The following is a 21,022-nucleotide window of genomic DNA, read 5'->3' as shown; positions in this document are numbered from 1 at the left end:
TCCCCCGTGTTCCCTCGCTCGCTCACCCGCCGTTCCACGCTACTTCACGCCACTGACACTTCCGTAGGTGCGGCGCCCGCGCCGGTGCGCGAGCTCGCCGAGGAGGATGTCGACGGCGAGGAAACAGGCCAGCGGGACGCCGAGCAGCGGCACGAACCAGCCGAGCACGGCGACGGCCGCGAGCGCCGGGACGAGGAGGTGCGGCGGCACCCCCGCCCAGGCGCCGCGCGGAACGGGCCGGCCGAAGGCGGAGCCCCGGCCGCGCTGCCACCACATGCGGTAGCCCCAGACGACGAGCAGGATCAGGGCGAGCGCGAGCAGCGCGAGGGCGATCTGGTTGACGAGCCCGAAGAGGACGCCGGTGTGCAGGTCGATGCCCCAGCGGGTGAGCTTGGCGAGCACCGGGTGGTCGGCGAACCGCAGTTCGTCGGTGACCCGGCCGGTGGCGGGGTCGACGGCGACGGAGTCCTGCTTCTCGGGCCAGCTCCGCTGGATCTGCCTGACCACGTAGGCGCTGCCGGCGTCCGCGGGCGGCACGATCTCCACCGGGTCGCCGAGCCCCTTCGCGCGGGCCGCGGCGAGCACCCGGTCCAGGCCCACGCCGTGCTCCGCCGTGCCGCCGGCGGACGCCGCCGAGCCGTGGCCCGCGTGGTCGCCACCGGTCGCGGCCGCCGAGACGGACGGGGTGGCCTGGCCGAGCGAGGTGCGCAGCTCGTCGATGTTCGCGCCGGCGTACGCCGACCAGGTCAGGCCGGTCGCGGACAGGAACAGGAACCCGGCGGCGGTCCAGACGCCGACGGTGCCGTGCAGGCCGAGGGTGCGGCGCCGGCCGCCGGTGCCGCGCACCCTGCGCAGGGCGCGGCGCCGGGAGAACCACAGCACCAGGCCGCCGCCCGCGATCACCCACAGCCAACTGGCGGCCAGCTCGCTGTAGAGCCGGCCGGTCTCTCCCCGGTGCAGATCGCGGTGCAGCTCGTCGATCCAGGTGCGCAGGGGCAACGCGCCCGTCGCGCCGTACTGTTCGAGGGCGCCACGGACCGAACCGGTGTACGGGTCCACGAACACGGCGAGGGTGTGCTCCGGGTCGACGCCCCTCACCCCGGTGAGCAGCACCCGGGTCGTGGCGCCGGCCTCGGGCGATGGGCGGACGGCCGCGACCGTGCCCTCCGGGTGGGCCTCGCGGGCGGCGGCCACCTGGGCGGAGACGGGCAGTTCGCGTTCGCCGGCCGGAACGGTCAGCTCATGGCCGTACACGAGCTTCTCGGCCTGGAAGGAGCCCGCGTACAGCAGGCCGGTGACGGCGGCGATCAGCAGGAAGGGCGCGACGAGCACGCCGGCGTAGAAGTGCAGGCGCAGCACGAGGGGGCGCAGGGGTGCCCAGCGGCCGCGGGTGGCGGGGCGGGACGCCTCGGCCGGGGTGGTCGAGGGAACGGTGGTCATCGGCGGGCTTCTCCGGGACTCGGCGCGAAAAGCGAGGGCGGTCCAGTAGTCGGACCGCGAAAGGGCTGAGTTCCCCGGGGTGTTGGTGAGCTGTGCCACAGGGGGTGGCGGGCGGGCGTGGCATCCTGACGCGATGGCACCTCCCCGTGATCACGCACCGCTCGCCGAGCGGGTCGAGGAACTCCTCGCCGCCGGCGGCCCCTTGCCCATCGTCGCGGCCGGACAGCCGGTGCTGCGGCGCGGCACCGAGCCGTACGACGGCCAGCTCGGCCCCGCGCTGCTGGCCCGGTTCGTCGAGGCCCTGCGCGTCACCATGCGCGCGGCCCCCGGCGTGGGCCTCGCCGCCCCGCAGGTCGGTGTGCCGCTGCGGATCGCGGTCATCGAGGACCCGGCGCCGGTGCCCGAGGAGGTGGCGGTCGCCCGGGGCCGGGTGCCGCAGCCCTTCCGGGTCCTGGTCAACCCCTCGTACGAGCCCGTCGGCAGCGCCACGGCCGCCTTCTTCGAGGGCTGCCTCAGCGTGCCGGGCTGGCAGGCGGTGGTGGCCCGGCACGCCGAGGTGCGGCTGCGCGGCGCGGACGAACAGGGCCGCGCGCTGGACGAGGTGTTCACCGGCTGGCCGGCCCGGATCGTCCAGCACGAGACGGACCACCTCGACGGCACGCTCTACCTGGACCGCGCGGAGCTGCGCTCGCTGTCCACCAACGAGGCGGTGGCGGCCCTGTGGGCCCAGCCGACGCCGGAGGCGGCGGCCGAGGCCCTGGGCTTCGAACTGCCGTAGCCCGCGGTTCAGTTGTCCCGGTAGGCCTCCAGCAGCCGCAGCCACACCTCGCTCAGCGTCGGGTACGACGGGACGACGTGCCACAGCCGGCTGACCGGGACGTGTCCCGCGACCGCGACGCTGGCCGAGTGGATGAGTTCACCGACGCCGGGGCCGACGAAGGTGACCCCGCGCAGGATCTCGTCCTCCAGGTCCACGACCATGCGGGCGCGCCCCTTGTAGCCGTCGCCGTACAGGCCGGCGCCCGCGACGGAGGAGAACTCCACGTCGACGGCACGGACCCGGTGACCGGCCTGTTCCGCCTCGGCGAGGGAGAGCCCGACCGCGGCGGCCTCCGGGTCGGTGAAGACGACCTGGGGGACGGCGTGGTGGTCGGCGGTGGCGGCGTGGGCGCCCCAGGGCTCCTCCGCGACCGTGCTCCCGGCGGCGCGGGCGGCGATGGCGGCGCCCGCGATGCGGGCCTGGTACTTGCCCTGGTGGGTGAGGAGGGCACGGTGGTTGACGTCGCCGACCGCGTACAGCCAGTCGGTGCCGGTCACCCGAAGGCTGTCGTCGACGTCCAGCCAGGAACCGGGTTCCAGGCCGACGGTCTCCAGGCCGATGTCGTCCGTGTGCGGGACGCGGCCGGTGGCGAAGAGGATCTCGTCGCCCTCGATCCGGTCGCCGGCGGAGGTGACGGCCACGACCGTGCCGTTCTCGCGGCTGACGGACTCCACGGAGGTGCCGGTGCGCAGGTCGACGCCCGCCTCGGTGAGGGCCTCGGCGACCAGTTCACCGGCGAACGGCTCCATGCGGTTCAGCAGGCCCTTGCCGCGTACCAGCATGGTGACCCGGGAGCCGAGGGCCTGCCAGGCGGTGGCCATCTCGGTGGCGACGACGCCGCCGCCGACGACGATCAGCCGGCCCGGGGCCGCCTGGGCGCTGGTGGCCTCACGGCTGGTCCAGGGCTTGACCTCGGCCAGTCCGGGCAGGTCGGGCAGCTGGGCCCGGGTGCCGGTGGACACGGCCACGGCGTGCCGGGCGGTGAGGGTGGTGACCGTGCCGTCGGGGCCGGTGACCGTGACCGTGCGCGGCCCGGCCAGCCGGCCCTGGCCGCGGTACAGGACGGCGCCGGTGCCCTCCAGCCAGGCGACCTGGCCGCCGTCCTTCCAGTTCGCGGTGAAGTAGTCCCGGCGGGCCAGCACGGCCGGGGCGTCGAGCGGGCCCTGGACCGCCTGGGCGAGGCCGGGCAGGCGGCGGGCGTCGGCCTGTGCGATGACCGGCCTGAGCAGGGCCTTGCTGGGCATGCACGCCCAGTACGAGCATTCGCCGCCGAGCAGTTCGCTCTCCACGAGCGCCGTGGTGAGGCCGGCCGCGCGGGTGCGGTCGGCGACGTTCTCCCCCACGGGCCCGCCCCCGATCACCACGACGTCGTAAGCGATGGATTCCGTTTCCGTCATGGGGTCAGTCTGGTGGGTGGTGTGCGCCGTGGCCACATGGGTACGCGCGCGGAACACGGGCGTGCACGGGTGGAATAGCCGGAGCGGTGGCCGTGTTTGCGACGTCGGCACACCCCACACCAGGAAGAGGGAATCACGCCATGAGCAGCACTGTGGAGCTGACCAAGGAGAACTTCGACCAGACGGTCACGGAGAACGAGTTCGTTCTCATCGACTTCTGGGCGTCCTGGTGCGGGCCCTGCCGGTCGTTCGCGCCCGTCTACGAGAAGGCCGCCGAGGAGAACCCCGACCTGGTCTTCGCCAAGGTGGACACCGAGGCGCAGCCGGAGCTGGCCGCCGCCTTCGACATCCAGTCGATCCCGACGCTGATGATCGTGCGCGACCAGGTCGCGGTCTACGCCCAGCCGGGCGCCCTGCCCGCGCCCATGCTCGCCGACCTCATCGGGCAGGCCCGCAAGCTCGACATGGACGAGGTCCGCAAGGACATCGCCGCCCAGCAGGAGCAGGGTCAGGCGCAGGAGCAGCCGGGACAGGCGCAGCAGTAACACGTGCGGGGCCGCGGTGACACCGCGTGCGGGGCCGGATCAACTGGACTCGCGCCGGATCACCGAGGCTCCCAGCACGGTGTGCACCTCCGGCTCTCCGCCCGGGTCGCGCACGGCACGGTCGACCAGTTCCGCGAGGTACCGCCCGGAGGGCAGTTCGATGTGGACCGTGCTGAGCCGGGGCCGCAGCAGCCGCCCCAGCATCAGGTCGTCGGCACCGATCACGGCGACGTCCTCGGGGATGCGTACGCCCTCGTCCTGGAGGGCGCGCATGAGCAGCATCGCGTACTCGTCGTTGTAGGCGAACACCGCGTCCAGGCCGGACTCGGTCCAGCGGGCGGCCAGTTCGGCGGCGGCCTCCTCGGTGTAGGCGAGCGGCAGCTCCGTCACGGTGGCGTCCGTGCCCCGCAGCGCCTCGCGCACGCCGGCGAGCCGGGGCCGTGAATAGGCCTCCAGTCCCGGCTCCCCTGGCAGTACGACACCGATCCGGCGCCGCCCGCCGGCGTACAGGTGGGCGCCCGCGCAGTGGCCGACGGCGTCGTGGTCCATCAGCAGGGCGTGCGCTCCCTCGACGCGGCCGGGGCCGAGGGTGACCACGGCCCGGGCGCCGGACCGCTTGAGCACGGCGACGCCCTGCGGGCCGAGACCGGCACCGGGTACCAGGACGGCCACCGGCCGCAGTTCCGCCCAGGCGCGGGCGGCCTCGTCTCCCTCCAGGCCGACGCTGCCGTACTGGACGACGGTGTAGTCGAGGCGGCCCAGCGCCCACTGGAGTTCGTTCAGGAACCGGCTGTAGAGGGGTCCCACCGGGATCACCGGGGCGGGCATGAGGACCATACGGCTGTGTCCGGCGCGCAGGCTGCGGGCGGCGGCGTGGGGGACGTATCCCAGCTCGCGGGCGGCCTCGTGCACGCGTCGGCGGGTGGATTCGCTGATCCGTACGGCGCTGGTGTTGTTGATGACGTAGGAGACGGTCGCGCGCGAGACGCCGGCCAGGCGGGCCACGTCGGCACTCGTGGGCGTGTTCGGTATCTGCACCATGACAGACCGCATCTTGGCAGAGGGGTCGGGGCCGGGAGCGGGCGGGGCAAGGTGGTTCATCGTTCGACAAAGAGGGCGTTCGTACATCTCTTGACGAACACGTTCGTGCCGAACTTGTTCGGAACGAACATGTTCGTTATCGTGAGGGCATGAACGCTGCCCCCCGCTCCCGCCGGGAGCGTCCCGCCAAACCCGCCCTGACCCGGGAGGGCATCATCGCCGCCGCCGTCGCGATCCTGCGGACGGAAGGGCTCCGCAAGGTGACGATGCGACGGCTCGCGCAGGAACTCGACACCGGCCCGGCCTCGCTCTACGTGTACGTCCGCAACACCGACGAACTGCACGCGGCCGTCCTGGACGAACTGCTCGGCACGGTCGGCCCGGCACCGGCCGGGGGCAGCTGGCGGGAGCGGCTGGAGCGGGTGCTCACCGACTACACCGCGATGCTCCTGGAGCACCCCTCCCTCGCTCGCTCGGCGCTGACCGCCCGGCCGAGCGGACCGCACTACCTGCGCCTGGTCGAGACCCTGCTGGAGCTGCTCCAGGCGGGCGGGGTGCCGCTCGCCCAGGCGGCCTGGGGCGTGGACCTGCTGCTCCAGCACGCCACGGCGACCGCCGCCGAGCACGCCGGGGAGCAGCCCCAGGGCGACTGGCAGGCCGCTGCGCGGGCCCTGCGCGAGGCGCCCGCCGCGACCCATCCGCACATCGCCGCCGGCGCCGACGCGCTGCTGTCCGGCACGCCCGAGGCCCGTCTGTCGTGGACCTTCCAGACGCTGATCAACGGCATCGAGCGAACCGCCGTACCGACCCCCGCACCGACCGACGTACCCACCGAAGGCCAGGAGGCCACGTGACCACCGGTTCCCTCCCCCACCACCCCGTCGCCGTCGTCGGCGCCGGCCTCGGCGGACTCACGCTCGCCCGCGTGCTGCACGTGCACGGCGTCGAGGCCGCGCTGTTCGACCTGGACGCGTCGGCGGACGCCCGGGTCCAGGGCGGCATGCTCGACATCCACGACGACACCGGCCAGGAGGCGCTGCGGGCCGCCGGCCTGCACGAGGAGTTCCTGACCCGGGTGCACTCCGGCGGCCAGGCCCTGCGGGTCCTCGACCAGGACGGCACGGTCCGGCTGGCGGAGCCCGACGACGGCACCGGCGGCCGGCCCGAGATAGACCGGGGCGATCTGCGCGACCTACTGCTCGGCTCCCTGCCCGCCGGCACGGTGCGCTGGGACGCCAAGGTCACCGGCGCGCGCCCGCTGGACGGCGGCCGGCACCGGGTGACGCTCGCGGACGGCACCGAGTTCACCACCGATGTGCTGGTCGGCGCGGACGGCTCCTGGTCGCGCGTGCGCCCGCTGGTCTCCGCGGCCCGGCCCGCGTACACCGGTGTGTCGTTCGTGGAGGTGGATCTGTGGGAGGCGGATGTGCGGCATCCGGTGAGCGCGGAGGTGGTCGGCGGCGGCATGCTCTTCGCGCTCGGCCCCGGCCGCGGTTTCCTCGCCCACCGTGAGACCGACGGCAGCCTGCATGTGTACGCCGCCGTGGTGGCTCCGGAGGACTGGCTGGACGGCATCGACTTCACCGACACCGAGGCGGCCAAGGCTGCCGTGCTGAAGGAGTTCGACGGCTGGGACGCGAGCCTGCGGGCGCTGGTCGCGGACGCGGACGGCGCGCTGGTGCCCCGCCGCATCCACGCCCTGCCGGCCGGGCATCGCTGGGAGCGGGTGCCCGGGGTGACCCTGCTCGGCGACGCGGCCCATCTGATGTCGCCGTTCGCCGGCGAGGGCGCCAACCTCGCCCTGATCGACGGCGCCGAACTGGGCCTCGCCCTGGCCGCGCACCCCGGCGACACGGAGGCCGCGCTGGCCGCCTACGAGTCCCGGATGTTCCCGCGCGCCGAGGCCTCCGCGACGGAATCCGCCCACAGCCAGTCCCTGCTGTTCCGCACGGACGCGCCCCAGGGGTTGGTGAACCTGTTCACCGGCCAGGAGGACTGAGCTGGCGGGCTTGCCGTGGGGGGCGCGTGGGCGCGAGCGGGCTGGGGCGGCGGGGGCAGGTGCCGGGGCCGAGGTGGCTCGGGCAGGTGCCGGGGGCTGAGCGGGCCGAGCGGGCCGAGCGGGCCGAGGTGACTGGGCCGGGTGCCGAGGGGCCGAGCGAGCCGAGGCGGCTCGGGCAGGTGCCGGGGTTGGAGCGGGCCGAGGCGACTGGACCGGGTGCCGGGGGCTGAGCGGGCGGGCCGAGGCGACTGGACCGGGTACGGGGGTCGGCGCGGGCCGGGGCCACTGGATCCGGTGCCGGGGGCTGAGCGGGCCGGGCGGGCCGGGCGACTGGACCGGGTACGAGGGTCGGCGCGGCCCGACGCGGCTGGACCCGGTGCGGCGATTCCCCAGCGGGGTGAGACGACATAGCCGAGCGCGGCGACCCCCAGCAGGCCCGTTCGGCCCGGCCGGGCGCGGCGATTTACCAGTCGGCGGAGGCGACTTGGCCGAGCACGGCGGTTCCCAGCAGGTCCATTCGGCCCGGCGGGCACGGCGATTTACCAGCGGCGCGGGGCGACATGACCGAGCGCCGCGACCCCAGCAGACCCGTTCGGCCCGGCCGGGCGCGGCGATTTACCAGTCGGCGGAGGCGACATGACCGAGCGCCGCGACCCCAGCAGGCCCCTTCGGCCGGGCCGGGCGCGGCGGTGCCCGTCGGGCAGGCTCGTTGGGCGTGGCTCGGTGATTCCGCGCGGGGCCGACTCATTCAGGGCCGCCTCCGGCGACTTCGCGCGAGCGCCGCGACGCGATGCGATGTCACGCGACAGCCAAGCGCGGCTCGCACCACCCCGCCCAGCACAGCGGTTCCGGTGGCTCGCACCACCCACCCCGGCGTAGCGCTCTCCGCGTGGCTCGTTCGATCCGGGTCGGCCCGGCGGCTCCATGCGGCTCCACGCCACCGGAGCGGGTCCGCAAAGGGGGCCGCCGCGACAGCCCAGCCCGGCGCAGGCCGCCGCGCCGGCCTAGCGCCGCGGCTCCGTGCCGGTCACCCGGGCGACCAGGTCGAGCCAGCCGGATTCCAGGCGTTCCATGGGCATGTCGCACTGTCGGGTCAGGTGGTGGATCAGCGCGGGGTCCAGTGAGGCCAGCAGGGTGTGGGCCAGCAGGTCGCAGTCCGCGTCCGGGACGATCTGGCGGAGCAGCATCGTGACGTGCATGCGCAGCGACCCGGCGGCGGGGTGCGCGAACCGGCGGGTCGGCTCCGGCTGGGCGGCCAGTTGGAGGTCCAGCTGCTCCGCCGTGCGGTACAGCACGGCCACGCCGAACGCCCGTAGCCGCTCCAGGGGCGGCGAGCCGGGGCCCAGCGGCGGGGGCCCGCTCAGGAAGTCGGCCTGAAGCTGCCTTGCCGAGTGGTCGAGCAGGGCCATCAGCAGCCCGGTGCGGTCGCCGAAGCGGCGGAAGACGGTCCCTTTGCCCACGTTGGCCGCCGTCGCCACCGCCTCCATGGTGACCCCTGCCACCCCGTGGTCCGCGATCAGCCGAGCGGCGGCCTCCAGCAGCCGGGCCCGGTTGCGGGCGGCGTCGGCACGCAGGAACGGCTCGCCGGAAGCCGGGCCGACCTCCAGCAACTGGGGCGCGTCGACGGGCTGCTCAGGCTTCGGGAACGGCGGCAGAGCGCTGGACATGTCGACAGCTTAAAGCATCGGGAACAAAACTGGACCGCGGTCCGGTTAGGGTGATAGAAACTTAAGCGGACCTCGGTCCGGATCGTGACAGCGATGTTTCAGCCCTTTGGAGTTCCCATGTCTGTTCGCATCCTCGCGCTCGTCGGCAGCCTTCGTGCCGGTTCGCACAACCGCCAGCTCGCCGAGGCGGCCGTGAAGCTCGCGCCGGAGGGCGCCGAGGTCGAGCTGTACGAGGGCCTGGCCGACATCCCCTTCTACAACGAGGACATCGACGTGGAGGGCAACGTCCCGGCCGCCGCCGCCAAGCTGCGCGCCGCCGCCCAGGCCGCGGACGCCTTCCTGCTCTTCTCCCCCGAGTACAACGGCACCATCCCGGCCGTGCTGAAGAACGCCATCGACTGGCTGTCCCGCCCGTACGGCGCCGGCGCCTTCGGTGGCAAGCCCGTCGCCGTCATCGGCACCGCCTTCGGCCAGTACGGCGGCGTGTGGGCGCAGGACGAGGCCCGCAAGGCCGTGGGCATCGCCGGCGGCAAGGTCATCGAGGACATCAAGCTGTCCATCCCCGGCTCGGTCACCCGCTTCGCCGAGACCCACCCGGTCGACGACGCCGAGGTCGCCGCCCAGCTCACCGAGGTCGTCGCCCGTCTGCACGGCAACGTGGGCGCTGCCGCCGCCTGAGCCGGTACCGCCGTTCCCGTGAGGGCCGGCGCCCTGCATTCCCGTAAGGACCGGTGCCCTGCGTACCGGTGAGGGCCGGAGCCGCCACGGCTCCGGCCCTCACTCATGCCCAGGCCTGGCCACTACCCTTAGCCGCGCCCGAGCCGCCCGCCCCTCGCTCTGCTCCAGCCGCCCAGCCGGTCCCGCCGGCCCGCGCCCCAGTCGCACGCCCCGCCTACTCCAGCCCCGCCAGCCGTTCCACCGCCGGAGCCGCGAACCGTTCCATCCACCGGGACGTCTCGCCGCGGCGCGGCGCCAGGATCACGGTGTCCAGGCCGAGCTTGGCGTACCCCTCGATGTCCCGCAGGAAGGCGTCCAGGTCCCCCTCGGTGACGGGTTCGCCGCTGTAGGCGATGGTCTTGCGGATGGTGTCGTAGTCCCGGCCGACCGCCTCGCAGTGCCGGCGCAGCACATCCAGCTTGTGCCGCAGCTCCTCGGGCGAGCCGGGGATCAGGTTGCAGGCGTCCGCGTACCGCGCCACCAGCCGCAGGGTCTTCTTCTCTCCCCCGCCGCCGATCATGATCTCCGGATGCGGGGTGCTCACCGGCGCCGGCACGCACAGCGTCTCCGCGAGCCGGTGGTACCGGCCCTCGAAGGGGCCGTCGTTCCGCGGGTCCCACATCTGCAGGCAGATCCGCAGGGTCTCCTCCAGCCGCTCGAACCGCTCGGCGAGCGGCGGGTAGGGCACGCCGAGTCCGTGGTGCTCCCGGTCGTACCAGGCCGCGCCGATCCCGAGGGTCGCCCGGCCGCCGGACAGGACGTCCAGCGTGGTGGCGATCTTGGCGAGCAGACCCGGATGCCGGTACGTCACCCCGGTCACCAGGGCGCCGAGCCGGACGGTGGAGGTGCGGGCGGCGAGGAAGCCGAGGGTGGTGTAGGCCTCCAGCATGGGGTCCTCGGCGCCGCCGTTGAACTCCATCTGGAAGTAGTGGTCCATCACCGACAGCCAGCTCACCCCGGCCGCCTCCGCGGCGGCACCGGCGGCGGCGAGTTCGGCGCCGAGCGCGGGGCCGCCCCCGGGGTGATCGAACCGGTTGATGTGCACACCCACGCGCATGCCGTCTCCGTCCGCTCGTCCTGCCGGCACCGGTGCCGCTCCGGACACGTGCCGCAGTCGTCACTGTCGTCGAGGACACCGACGGTAGGCGCTGGAGCGCGCTCGAAGTCAACGTGCGGGCCGGCCGGCGCCCCACGCTCCGCCACCGCCGCCGCCTCCGGCGACGTCCCCCGGCCCCGGCAGGTCGTGCTCCGGACGCCAAGGGGTAGACGGCTCATGACCGCGCATGACGCGCATGACCGCTTACGACCGCGTACGTCGTCACCGATCGCCGGACGGGTCACGGAAGGAGGAGGAGCCATGTCCCTGGTCCCGCCGCCGTTCGACACGGAGCTCGCCGCCGTGCTGGATTCGTTCCGGGGCGTGATCGGGCCCGGACTGACGCCGGCCGATGTCGAGTCCGCCCGGCGCAGCGCGGCCCTCGAACTGGTCGACGTGACCATGGACGGCGCCTTCGAGGCGGAGGACCGTACGGTGCCGGGCCCGGAGGGCGCCCCCGATGTCTCCCTCCTCCTGTGCCGGCCGACGGCCGCTCCCGCCCCGGCCCCGCTGCCGGTGCTGTACCACGTGCACGGCGGCGGCCTGGTGGCCGGCACCAACCGGGCCGGGGTGACCGAGCCACTGGCCTGGGCGCGTGAGCTGGGCGCGGTCGTGGTGTCGGTGGAGTACCGGCTCGCGCCCGAGCATCCCCATCCGGCGCCGATCGAGGACGTGTACGCCGGGCTGCTGTGGACCGCGGAGCACGCGCGGGAGATCGGCGGCGACCCGGACCGGATCGTCGTCGCGGGCGCCAGCGCGGGCGGCGGTCTCACCGCGGCGCTGGCCCTGCTGGCCCGGGACCGGCGGGGCCCGCGTCCGCTCGGTCAGCTGCTGATGTGCCCGATGCTGGACGACCGCAACGACAGCGTCTCCAGCCGTCAGATGGCCGGCCTGGGCGTGTGGGACCGTACCGCGAACGAGACCGCGTGGTCCGCCCTGCTGGGCGACCGCCGCGGCGGCCCCGAGGTCTCCCCGTACGCGGCTCCGGCCCGCGCCACCGATCTGTCCGGCCTGCCCCCGGCGTTCCTGGACGTGGGCTCCGCGGAGACCTTCCGGGACGAGGTGGTCGCCTACGCGTCCCGGATCTGGCAGTCCGGCGGCGAAGCCGAACTCCACGTCTGGCCGGGCGGCTGTCACGGCTTCGACGCCCTAGCCCCGGAGGCGACCCTGTCCCGCACGGCCCGCGCGGCCCGCCTGGGGTGGCTGCGGCGGCTGCTGGGCTGATCCCTCACCACGTCACACGTCTGGCCCTAGAGTCTCTCCGTGGACACCTACAGCTGGTTCGAGGTCGAGGACCCGGAGCAGTACGGCGAGGAACCCTGGAACTTCGACGAGGCGGAACGCGCCTTCGTCGCGGCCCTGCGCGGCCGGGCCGCCGTCTGGCGGGTGCCGTGGGCTCCCAGCCAGGTCGGACGGCCCGAGGACAGGTCCTCGCTCCTCGTCCACGTGTGCCTCCTCGACGAGACGCGCTCGGTCGCGCTCGGCGAGTGGGCCGTGCACTTCCACGGCACTCATGTGCGCGCGGGGAAGGTCCGCGACCAGCTCTTCAACCTCCACGAGTCGCCCGAGCGCGACTTCTTCCGAGCCTCCGGCACGGTCGAGGAGCTCGCCGAACGGTGCGCCGACTGGTTCGAGCGCCTGTTGAGCCGCCCTGTCGTGCGTGCCGAGTGGCCGTCCGAGGCAGGGGCGTACGCCGCCCGCTGGGAGTTCGCGGACACGAAGGACGCACTCGTGACGAGCGGCGCGGTCCCCGCCGACGGCTCACCGGCTCGCCGCCTCCGGGTCCGTCCCTGATCCGTCGGGCAGCATGGCCGTGGAAACGCGGGACGGCGTCTGGCAAGACACCCGCGGGAAAACCGTGCTCCCGCCCCGATGGGACGTTACCGTTCGGTAGACATCGTGCCCGGAGTCTCCCGGAGGTGCTCGTCCATGACGCCCGACCGTGCCGCAGGACTCGTGGAGACCCGGCGTGCGCTCGCCGAGGGGGAGGTGACCTCGCGGGAGCTGGTGGAGCGGACGCTGGCGCGGATCGAGGCCGCGCAGGCGACGCTGAACTCCTTCCGGATCGTGCGCGCCGAGGCCGCGCTTGCCGAAGCGGAAGCCGCGGACCGGGAGTTGGCCACCGGGTTGCGGCGCCCGCTGCTCGGGGTGCCGGTGGCGGTGAAGGACGACATGGACGTGGCGGGCGAGCCGACCGCGTTCGGCTGCCGGGGTGAGTTCCCGCCGGTGGCCGAGGACGGCGAGGCGGTACGTCGGCTGCGCGCGGCCGGGGCGGTGATCGTCGGCAAGACGAACACCTGCGAGCTGGGGCAGTGGCCGTTCACCGAGGGGCCGGCGTTCGGCGAGACCCGCAACCCGTGGAACACCGAGCACACACCCGGCGGCTCCTCCGGTGGTTCGGCCGCCGCGGTCGCCGCCGGGCTCGTGCCGGCCGCGCTCGGCTCCGACGGCGCCGGTTCGGTGCGCATCCCGGCCTCCTGGACACATCTGATCGGGATCAAGCCGCAGCGCGGCCGTATCTCGACCTGGCCGCGCGCCGAGTCCTTCAACGGCATCACCGTCAACGGCACCCTCGCCCGTACGGTCGCCGACGCGGCCGTGCTGCTCGACGCGGCGAGCGGCAACCACGACCTGGACCCGCACCGGCCGCCCGCGCTGACGGTGGCGGACGCGGTCGGCCGCGACCCGGGCCGGCTGCGCGTCGCCCTGTCGTTGAAACCGCCGTTCACCGCGCTGCCCGCCCGGCTGGACCCGGTGATTCGCGCACGGGTCGTCGAACTGGCCGAGCGGCTGGCGCGGCTGGGGCACGTCGTGGAGGAGGCCGATCCACCGTACGGGCAGATCGGCCTGGCCTTCGTGCCCCGGGCCACCGCCGGGATCGCCGAGTGGGTCCGCGAGGCACCGGATCCCGCGCTGCTCGATCCGCGCACCCGGGGTGCGGCCCGGCTAGGCCGGCTGCTCGCCGGTGCCCCGCTCCGGGCGGCCCGGCGTGCGGAGACGGTGCTGCACCGGCGGATCGGCGCGTTCTTCGAGTCGTACGACGTGATCCTCGCCCCGACCACCGCCATGCCCCCGCCACGGATCGGTGCCCTGTCCCGGCTCGGCGGGCTGGCCACGGACCGGGCGATCATCGCCGCCTGCCCGTACGCCTGGCCGTGGAACGTGCTCGGCTGGCCGGGGGTGAACGTGCCCGCCGGATTCGCCGGCTCCGGACTGCCGGTGGGCGCGCAGTTGCTCGGGCCGGCCAACAGTGAGCCGCTCCTGGTGTCCCTGGCCGCGCAGCTCGAGGCGGAGCTGCGCTGGCACGAGCTGTGGCCGCCGGAGGGGGCGGACGCCGACGCGGACGCGGGCACTCCGGCCGCGTGACGGCGTTCCGCCCGTACGCTGGGGCCATGGACGACGCGTCGATGGTCGGGCTGATGGGGCGGGTGACGGGGACGGTCGGGCCCGGTCTGGTCGGCGAGGTGATCGTGCGGGTGCGCGGCGGCGCTGAGCACTTCCTCGCCTATCCGGCCGACGGCACGGGCCGGATCCCGACCGGAACGGTCGTGATGGTGGTGGAGTACCTGCCGCCGAGGACGGTCTACGTGACGGCCGCGTACGACAGTTGAGCATGCGTCGGCCCAGGTGAGGGCGGCGTGCGTCAAGATTGCAACAAGGATTTCCCGGCGTCTTCACCCGGGCTCCCGGCAGGCGCACACTCCCTTCGTTCGGTGCCGAAAGGGCACCATGCAAAGGGGGCGTATGCCGATGGTTGTCGGCGTCGTTGCGGGGGCGGTCGTCGTTGCCGTCCTCGTGTTGATCGGTCTGTTCAAGATGATGTGGCGGGTCGCCGAGCCGAACGAGGCGCTCATCATCTCCGGGTCCAAGCACCGCACCGAGGGCATTGAGGAGGGCATGGGCTTCCGCATCGTCACCGGGCGCGGCACGCTGGTGCTGCCCGGTGTGCAGGCGGTGCGCAAGCTGTCGCTGGACCTGAACGAGACCGAGTTGCACGTGGACTGCGTGACGCACCAGGGCATTCCGCTGAAGGTGCGGGGCGTGGTCATCTTCAAGGTCGGCGACGACTTCGTGTCGATCGCCAACGCGGCCCGCCGTTTCCTGGACCAGCAGAAGCTGATGTCGGAGCGGGTGCACAACGTCTTCGCCGGTCATCTGCGGTCGATCGTGGGCGGGTTGACGGTCGAGGACATGATCCGCGACCGGGAGAAGCTGACCGGGCAGACCCGGGCGGCCTGCGGTACGGAGATGGAGAAGCTCGGTCTGATCGTGGACTCGCTGCAGATCCACGAGATCGAGGATCCGACCGGGTACATCCAGAACCTGGCGATGCCGCACGCGGCGGCCGTCCAGCGGGACGCGCGGATCGCACAGGCCGAGGCGAACCGACTGGCCACGGAGGCCGAGCAGCAGTCGTTCGCGCGGATGGCGGAGGCCACCCGGGACAGCGAGATCCTCCAGGCCGGCTACCAGGCCGAGCGGGACAAGGCGGCGGCCAAGGCCCAGCAGGCCGGCCCGCTCGCCGCGGCGGCGGCCCGGCAGGAGGTCGTCGTGCAGGAGACGCGGGTCGCCGAACTGGAGGCGCACCGGCGGGAACAGCAGCTCCAGGCGGACGTGCGCAAGCCGGCGGACGCCAAGGCGTACGAGAAGCGGACGCTGGCCGAGGCCGAGCGGGACGCGCGGATCTCGGCGGCGCAGGCGAAGGCGAAGGAGACGGAGCTGGCGGCGGCGGCCGAGGCGACCCGGGTGAAGGCCGCCGCCGCGGCCGAGGCCGAGTCGACCAAGACCCGGGGTGCGGCGACCGCCGCCGCCACCCGGGCCACCGGTGAGGCCGAGGCCGCGGCCCAGCAGGCGAAGGGCCTGGCGGTGGCCGAGGCGACCCGGGCCCAGGGTCTGGCGGAGGCGGAGGCCATCAAGGCCCGGGCCGCGGCCCTCGCCGAGAACCAGGAGGCGGTCGTCGCCCAGCAACTCGCCGAGAAGTGGCCGGAGATCGTCCAGGCGGGGGCGTCGGCGTTCGGCAACGTCGACAACATGGTGCTGCTCAACGGTGCCGACGGCATGGGCGAGTTGTTCGCGAAGGCACTCACCATGGGCGGCACGGGGCTCGGCCTCGCCCGCAAGCTGCTCGCCACGATGGGTGACAACGGGCAGGCCGTGAACGGTGGTTCGCCCTCGCTCAACGGCGTGGTGGCGCCTGTGCCGCAGAAGGTGCCCGTGGAGCAGGAGGGCTGAGAAAGGGGTGCTGTGCGCGGCCGGGGTCCCTCACCAGGGGCCCCGGCCGTGCGTGTGCACGAGCCGGTCGACCGTCTCCGGGCACAGGGCCGGGTTGGCCGCGGCGGCGTGGGCGAGTTCCGCGTCGGCGAGCAGTTCCGCGAGCCGGGGCGCCGGGAGGTTCGGGTGGCGGGCCAGGGCCGCGCGGACCTCGGGGTCGGGGTCATGGGTGAGCCGTTCCACGACGACCGGCTCGGTGTCCGGGTCCCGTGCGACCAGGGCGCGGACGTGCGGGTCGGCGTGCCCGGCGAACTGGGCGAGCCCGGTGCGCGGGAAGTTCGGCAGGGTGGGCAGGCGCTCGCGTTCCGGACCGGAGTACTCCAGGAAGGCGCGCAGGAGGAGGGCCGCCGGGGCCTGCGGGTGGTTCTGGGCGAGCAGGACGCGGACGCCGAGGTCGTCGTCCTCCGCGAGGCGGGCCACCAGATCGGCCGGCAGCGTGTGTTCCCGCGCGGCCTTTCTGCGGAGCATCGGATGCCCGGAGAGGGCGTCCCGGCGGACATCGGCCGGGTCGCGGGGCACCCGACGGGCCGGGTGGAAGCAGAACGGGCGGTCCAGCGGCACCCGGTAGTCGATGCGGGCGCGTTCCTCCTCGCTGAACGCGGGGTGCACGGACACCGCCAGCCGGACCTCCGGATCCGGGTCCGTGGCGAGCGTACGGCGTTCCTCCGGGCCGAGGTCCGGATGGCGGGCCACCGCCCGGCGCACGTCCGGGTGAGGGTCGCGGACGAGGGCGCGGCGCTCGGCGGGCCGCAGGTCGGCGCGGCCGGCGATCCTCTCGCGCACCTCCGGGTCAGGGTCGGCGGCCAGGAGGGCCACCGCGTCGGCCGGGAGGGTGGGGTTGAGGGCGATCGTCGCCCGCTCGTCCTCGCGGGCGGGTGCGGTGAGGACGCCGGCGACCACGGCCGGGCTGAGGGGCCGGTTGAGCAGGATGCCGGTACGGGCGTGGCAGGACCGCGGGGGAAGCTCGCTCTCCACCCACGCCGGGTCCTCCCACCGCAGTTGCGCCTCGGCCCGCGCGCGCACGCTGTCGTCCGGGTCCGTGAGCAGCGCGGCCCTCCGCTCGGCGGACAGCGACTCCCATTGGCCGACCCCCCACCAGCGGACCCGGGCGACCGGGTGGGTGGGCAGGGAGTCGACGAGCTCCCGCGACATCTGCTGCCAGAAGCCGAGCGAACCCAGCGGCTCCTCGCCGTCGTAGGTGGTGATCATGCGGACGACGGTGTCGTCGGGCAGCGGCCTCGGCCGGTGCGGAAGCGGTGTCCGGGGGCCCTCGGTGAGGTGGGCGCGGACGATCCAGTCCGGGTCGTCGACCAGGCGGGCGCGTTGGGCGGGCTCGGCGTGCGGATTGACGGCGAGGAAGCCGCGGGTGCGTGGGTCGGGGTGCGCGATCACGGCGTCCACGACGGCGTCCGGCAGCTCGCGGTCGCGGCACAGCACCATGCGGACGGCGAGCGGGGCGTCGGCGAGCAGCCGGAGCAGGACGTCCTGCGGCACGGCCGGGTTGAGCGCGAGTCCGGCCAGGCGGCGGGCCGGCAGATCGGCTTCGGCCCAGATCTGTTCGGGTGGCGGCATGTTCGGTGGCCCCCCTCGTGCGCGCCCCGGCCTCACGGGCCCCCGCGCCGACCCTACGGGATCACGCCGTGAGCAGGGCGACGCCCAGGGCGATCAGGGTGCCCGCCTTGAGGACCTCCAGGGCCACGTACCACAGGTGGCTGCGGGAGCGGGGCAGTTCCTCTCCCGCGAGGACCCGGTCGGACCTGCGGTTGAGGAGGGGGCGGACGACGGCCAGCTGGGCGAGGAGGAGCGCCGCCACCGCGGCGGTCAGCGCGATGACGGCGGCCGGGGCGTCGCCCAGCGCGACCGCGAGGACCACGACGACCGCGAGGACGGCCTCCACGGCGTTCAGCGCGCGGAAGACCAGCCTTCCGATAGCGAGACCGACGGGGATCGTCACACCCGGGGCGCGGAACTTCAGCGGGGCCTCCAGGAAGGAGATCGCCAGCACCATCCCGAGCCAGACGAAGGTGACCGCACCGGCGGTGACAGCGGGGGTGGTGTTCATGGGGGCCTTTCTCCGCCGGCTGGGGGGCGGCGAGGTTGATCGGGGTGGGAGGTGCGACGGCTGCGGATACGGCGGGCGGCGCGGCGGTCCACCGGGAGCGGCGGGGCTCGGCCGGTGCGGCGCCCGAATCACGCGGGACGGTTCAGCCGGGCGCGGTTCCCGCCAAGTGGGCCACGCAGGAGTCGGGTTCGGCGAACGGTTCCAGCGCGGTGGCCGTCAGGGACGCGCCCAGCTCCGCCAACGCGCCCTGCATGAGACCCAGATGCAGCGGGCACACCAGGCCGCCCTTTTCCTCGGCGAGTTCGAGGAAGGGGCAGTGCCGCAGCCGGATCCGCTCCGGCGTCCGTCCGGACTCGGCGTTCGCTGCGCCTTCCCCTTCCGGCTGGGGCGCGAAGCCGAGGCCGTCCAGCAGGTCGAGCAACGCGGCCACCGACCGCTCGGACGTCGCCGGCTCGTACGGCGGGAGGGGGTCCACCAGGAAGCGGCCCCAGGCCCGGCCCGTCTCCCTCGCCTCCGCCCGCGCCTCGGCCGGGTCGGCGGCGGCCCACCGGCTGAGCAGCATGCGCGCGAGCAACCGGTAGTCGCGGTGGCCGCCGCGGTCCATACCGGGGCGCACGGTGTGGACGGTGCGGGGTCGGCCCGGTCCCGTGGGCGCCACCGTCCGGCGCTCCACCAGGCCGTCGGCCACGAGGGCGTCCAGATGGAACCGCACGGTGTTGGGGTGGAGCCCCATACGCTCGGCGGCCTCCGCGACCCCGAGCGGCGCGGGCGCGGTGCGCAGCACGTCCAGCACCTCCCGGCGGCGCGGGCTCTCCCGCGTGGTCACGTCCGGACACCCCTCTCCCACCTGCGCCCATTTTCACGAATCCTACATGTATTAATTGTAAAGTGGCCGGACACCGTGGGCAGGGATACGGAAGAGCCGAGGGGAACACCAGATGACGTCGCCGTCCGCGACCGACACCGCAGCAGCAGGCCGTCCGGCGGCGCAACCGCGCGTGCTGTGCGACACCCGTGCGCTGGCCGACGCACCCCCGGCATCGGCCGGGGTGCTGTGGAAGCTGGCGGAGAGCGGACGGCAGCTCGACGCGAACGTCGTCCGGCTGGCTCCGGGCGGACGGATCACGGCCCACACGGAAGCGCAACTGGACGTGCTGGTCCTGGTCGTCGCCGGGGACGGCACGCTCGGCAACGGCTCCTCGGACGCGGTGGAGCCGCTCACGGAGGGCGCCCTGGTCTGGCTGCCGCACGGCGCCGCCCGCAGCATCACCGCCGGCGAGCGCGGGCTGACGTACCTGACGGTGCACGGCCGGCGCCCCGGCATGCGGATCGGCGCCCGCCCCGGCACGGCACCGGTCCAGCGCCCCGCGTCCGCACCGGCCCGGCGCCCCGGCTCAGCCCCGCAGCAACCCACCGGCGCCGGAGCCGAGTTGCGCGACCACTAGGGTGCCTCCGTGAGCACGTTTACCGAAGAGAACGTCCCCGGCCGCCACGGCCCGCACGCCACCACCGAGGCCGACCCGCGCGAGGTCGGCCGGGTGCGCACCGAGTACTCCCCGGCCCACGACGGCGACCCGGACCCCGGGGAGATCGTGTGGACCTGGGTGCCGTTCGAGGAGAACGACGGCCGGGGCAAGGACCGCCCGGTGCTGGTGGTGGCTCGCGAGGCGGCCGGCACCCTGCTCGCCGTACAGCTCTCGAGCAAGCGGCACGACGGTGACCGCGAGTGGGTGCCGATAGGGAGCGGGCCCTGGGACCGGTCGGGCCGCGATTCGTGGGTGGACGTGGACCGGGTGCTGCGGCTGCACGAGCAGGGCATGCGCCGGGAGGCGTGCGCGCTGGACCGCATGCGGTTCAACCTGGTCCGCCAACGGCTGCACCAGCGTTACGGCTGGACCTGACCGTCCCCGGAGCCACCGACCGGGACCCGGGCCCACCGGCGGAACACCTTCGGCCGGCTCCGACCGCGCCCCTCACCTCGGCAAGGTCGGCAGTCGCACGCCGAACTCCCGCTAGACCCCCGTCGACTCCGGGAACCCCTGTTCGAACGCCGCCCGCACCATCGCTCCCGGCGTCCGGTCCAGCACCCCGAACACCACATGCTCGAACGCCCGCGCGAATCGGCCGCCGGGTCCCAGCAGCGCCCGGAAGGCCCCCGCGACCTGCGCCGGGTCGTTCTGGAAGACGCCGCAGCCCCAGGCGCCGAGGACCAGCCGCCGGTAGCCGTGGGCCGCGGCCGTCTCCAGGACGCGTTCGGCCCGTGCGGCCAGGGCTGCCGGGAGCGCGGCGGCCCGTTCCGGCGCCGCACGCCGGATCACGCCCGCGTTGGGGGCGGCGGCCGTCAGGAAGCCCGCGAGGTACGGCTCGTCGAGCAGCCGGCCCCGGTCGTCGCGGAAGACGGGGACGGCCGGTGAGTGGATCACGCGGTCCGAGTAGAACGGGTCGCGGTCGGCGCGGTGGTGGTCGTAGAAGGCGCGGGCCGTCAGCAGGCAGGTGTGCAGCGCGGAGGCGCGGCACAGGGCCTCCTCCTGGGCCTGCGCGCCGTTGAGGTAACCGCCGCCGGGATTCCGGGCGGAGGCGAAGTTCAGTACGGCGACGGGCGCGTCGGCGAGCCGGCGGGCCGCCTCCAGGCTGCTCTCGCCGGTGACCTCGACCACCGTTTCGGTTCCGCTCGTCGGTGTCACCGGTACTGGCGCCGGGCCGTACATTTGGGTACCTACCCGCGCGGCCTGCACCGATTCGGCGAGCGGCACCTCCCGGCCGCCCGGCGCGCGATACCAGCCCGCGGCCACGATACGTTCCGTTTCCTCGGCGATCCCGCGCAGGCGCGCGCTCACGGCGCCACCCCCGTGGGCGCCGTGACCGCGGCCCGCGCGATGTCCCCCGTCGTGCTCATGGACGCATCCTGGGTGATGCTGGTGATGCGGTGCAACGGAGTTTCCACGCCCCGCGACGACCCAGAAACAC

The 21,022-nt window shown here is 74.3% G+C and carries 21 protein-coding genes; 12 read left to right on the top strand and 9 right to left on the bottom strand.

The window, feature by feature from the left end; genetic code table 11:
- Positions 1-39: 39 nt before the first annotated feature.
- Complete coding sequence (locus OO52_RS01585) at positions 40-1,440, bottom strand: PepSY-associated TM helix domain-containing protein (protein ID WP_030639812.1); 1,401 nt, start codon at positions 1,438-1,440, stop codon at positions 40-42.
- A gap of 133 nt (positions 1,441-1,573) precedes the next feature.
- Here OO52_RS01585 and OO52_RS01580 point away from each other — a divergent pair, with 133 nt between their 5' ends.
- Positions 1,574-2,218, top strand: a complete 645-nt coding sequence (locus tag OO52_RS01580) for a peptide deformylase (RefSeq protein ID WP_030639814.1) — start codon at positions 1,574-1,576, stop codon at positions 2,216-2,218.
- An 8-nt stretch (positions 2,219-2,226) separates the two neighbouring features.
- On the opposite strand, the gene OO52_RS01575 is transcribed toward OO52_RS01580, so the two are convergent.
- Positions 2,227-3,657, bottom strand: coding sequence for a dihydrolipoyl dehydrogenase family protein (locus tag OO52_RS01575; protein ID WP_030639816.1), 1,431 nt, complete (start codon positions 3,655-3,657; stop codon positions 2,227-2,229).
- Between the two features lie 140 nt (positions 3,658-3,797).
- Between OO52_RS01575 and trxA the strand changes: the two genes are divergently transcribed.
- On the top strand, positions 3,798-4,202 hold the full coding sequence (trxA, locus tag OO52_RS01570; protein ID WP_030639818.1) for a thioredoxin: 405 nt from the start codon (positions 3,798-3,800) through the stop codon (positions 4,200-4,202).
- A gap of 39 nt (positions 4,203-4,241) precedes the next feature.
- Here trxA and OO52_RS01565 read toward each other — a convergent pair whose 3' ends face one another.
- Complete coding sequence (locus tag OO52_RS01565; protein WP_030639820.1) at positions 4,242-5,255, bottom strand: LacI family DNA-binding transcriptional regulator; 1,014 nt, start codon at positions 5,253-5,255, stop codon at positions 4,242-4,244.
- Between the two features lie 137 nt (positions 5,256-5,392).
- Between OO52_RS01565 and OO52_RS01560 the strand changes: the two genes are divergently transcribed.
- Complete coding sequence (locus OO52_RS01560; RefSeq protein WP_030639822.1) at positions 5,393-6,097, top strand: TetR/AcrR family transcriptional regulator; 705 nt, start codon at positions 5,393-5,395, stop codon at positions 6,095-6,097.
- Entirely contained in the window at positions 6,094-7,242 is a 1,149-nt protein-coding gene (locus OO52_RS01555; RefSeq protein ID WP_030639825.1) for an FAD-dependent oxidoreductase, read from the top strand. The genes OO52_RS01560 and OO52_RS01555 overlap by 4 nt, the downstream gene beginning before the upstream one ends.
- Positions 7,243-8,246: 1,004 nt before the next feature.
- On the opposite strand, the gene OO52_RS01545 is transcribed toward OO52_RS01555, so the two are convergent.
- Positions 8,247-8,909 (bottom strand): TetR/AcrR family transcriptional regulator, encoded by a 663-nt coding sequence (locus OO52_RS01545; RefSeq protein WP_196945812.1) that lies wholly within the window; start codon positions 8,907-8,909, stop codon positions 8,247-8,249.
- 117 nt (positions 8,910-9,026) lie between these two features.
- On the opposite strand from OO52_RS01545, the gene OO52_RS01540 reads away from it, so the two are divergent.
- Positions 9,027-9,587, top strand: a complete 561-nt coding sequence (locus OO52_RS01540) for an NADPH-dependent FMN reductase (protein WP_030639831.1) — start codon at positions 9,027-9,029, stop codon at positions 9,585-9,587.
- Positions 9,588-9,801: 214 nt separating this feature from the next.
- Here the strand turns inward: OO52_RS01540 and OO52_RS01535 are convergent, their stop codons facing one another.
- The gene (locus OO52_RS01535; RefSeq protein ID WP_030639833.1) at positions 9,802-10,683 is read right to left on the bottom strand and encodes an LLM class F420-dependent oxidoreductase; all 882 of its coding nucleotides are present in this window, start codon (positions 10,681-10,683) and stop codon (positions 9,802-9,804) included.
- 300 nt (positions 10,684-10,983) lie between these two features.
- On the opposite strand from OO52_RS01535, the gene OO52_RS01530 reads away from it, so the two are divergent.
- The 5 genes from OO52_RS01530 (at position 10,984) to OO52_RS01510 (ending at position 15,954) form a co-directional block, all read left to right on the top strand.
- Positions 10,984-11,946 carry an alpha/beta hydrolase gene (locus tag OO52_RS01530; RefSeq protein WP_030639836.1) on the top strand — a complete coding sequence of 321 codons (963 nt, stop codon included), beginning with the start codon at positions 10,984-10,986 and terminating at the stop codon, positions 11,944-11,946.
- Positions 11,947-11,985: 39 nt separating this feature from the next.
- Entirely contained in the window at positions 11,986-12,516 is a 531-nt protein-coding gene (locus OO52_RS01525) for a hypothetical protein (RefSeq protein ID WP_030639838.1), read from the top strand.
- Between the two features lie 135 nt (positions 12,517-12,651).
- Positions 12,652-14,088 carry an amidase gene (locus OO52_RS01520; protein ID WP_030639840.1) on the top strand — a complete coding sequence of 479 codons (1,437 nt, stop codon included), beginning with the start codon at positions 12,652-12,654 and terminating at the stop codon, positions 14,086-14,088.
- Positions 14,089-14,114: 26 nt separating this feature from the next.
- On the top strand, positions 14,115-14,333 hold the full coding sequence (locus OO52_RS01515) for a hypothetical protein (RefSeq protein WP_030639841.1): 219 nt from the start codon (positions 14,115-14,117) through the stop codon (positions 14,331-14,333).
- Positions 14,334-14,466: 133 nt separating this feature from the next.
- Positions 14,467-15,954 carry an SPFH domain-containing protein gene (locus OO52_RS01510; RefSeq protein ID WP_030639843.1) on the top strand — a complete coding sequence of 496 codons (1,488 nt, stop codon included), beginning with the start codon at positions 14,467-14,469 and terminating at the stop codon, positions 15,952-15,954.
- Between the two features lie 30 nt (positions 15,955-15,984).
- On the opposite strand, the gene OO52_RS01505 is transcribed toward OO52_RS01510, so the two are convergent.
- The 3 genes from OO52_RS01505 to OO52_RS01495 all read right to left on the bottom strand — a co-directional run bounded on the left by OO52_RS01505 (position 15,985) and on the right by OO52_RS01495 (position 18,881).
- Positions 15,985-17,565, bottom strand: coding sequence for a hypothetical protein (locus tag OO52_RS01505; RefSeq protein ID WP_030639845.1), 1,581 nt, complete (start codon positions 17,563-17,565; stop codon positions 15,985-15,987).
- Positions 17,566-17,626: 61 nt separating this feature from the next.
- On the bottom strand, positions 17,627-18,055 hold the full coding sequence (locus OO52_RS01500; RefSeq protein WP_030639847.1) for a hypothetical protein: 429 nt from the start codon (positions 18,053-18,055) through the stop codon (positions 17,627-17,629).
- Between the two features lie 142 nt (positions 18,056-18,197).
- On the bottom strand, positions 18,198-18,881 hold the full coding sequence (locus OO52_RS01495) for a helix-turn-helix transcriptional regulator (protein WP_030639848.1): 684 nt from the start codon (positions 18,879-18,881) through the stop codon (positions 18,198-18,200).
- Positions 18,882-18,993: 112 nt separating this feature from the next.
- Here OO52_RS01495 and OO52_RS01490 point away from each other — a divergent pair, with 112 nt between their 5' ends.
- The gene (locus tag OO52_RS01490) at positions 18,994-19,500 is read left to right on the top strand and encodes a cupin domain-containing protein (RefSeq protein ID WP_051818143.1); all 507 of its coding nucleotides are present in this window, start codon (positions 18,994-18,996) and stop codon (positions 19,498-19,500) included.
- A gap of 9 nt (positions 19,501-19,509) precedes the next feature.
- Positions 19,510-19,956 carry a type II toxin-antitoxin system PemK/MazF family toxin gene (locus OO52_RS01485; RefSeq protein ID WP_030639852.1) on the top strand — a complete coding sequence of 149 codons (447 nt, stop codon included), beginning with the start codon at positions 19,510-19,512 and terminating at the stop codon, positions 19,954-19,956.
- Positions 19,957-20,067: 111 nt separating this feature from the next.
- On the opposite strand, the gene OO52_RS01480 is transcribed toward OO52_RS01485, so the two are convergent.
- Positions 20,068-20,892 carry a TIGR02452 family protein gene (locus tag OO52_RS01480; protein WP_030639854.1) on the bottom strand — a complete coding sequence of 275 codons (825 nt, stop codon included), beginning with the start codon at positions 20,890-20,892 and terminating at the stop codon, positions 20,068-20,070.
- Positions 20,893-21,022 lie beyond the last annotated feature (130 nt).

The organism is Streptomyces flaveolus, assembly GCF_000716535.1.
Classification (GTDB): Bacteria; Actinomycetota; Actinomycetes; order Streptomycetales; family Streptomycetaceae; genus Streptomyces; species Streptomyces flaveolus_A.
Note: the sequence above shows the minus strand (reverse complement) of the source record. Positions and strands in the feature narration are given on the sequence as shown.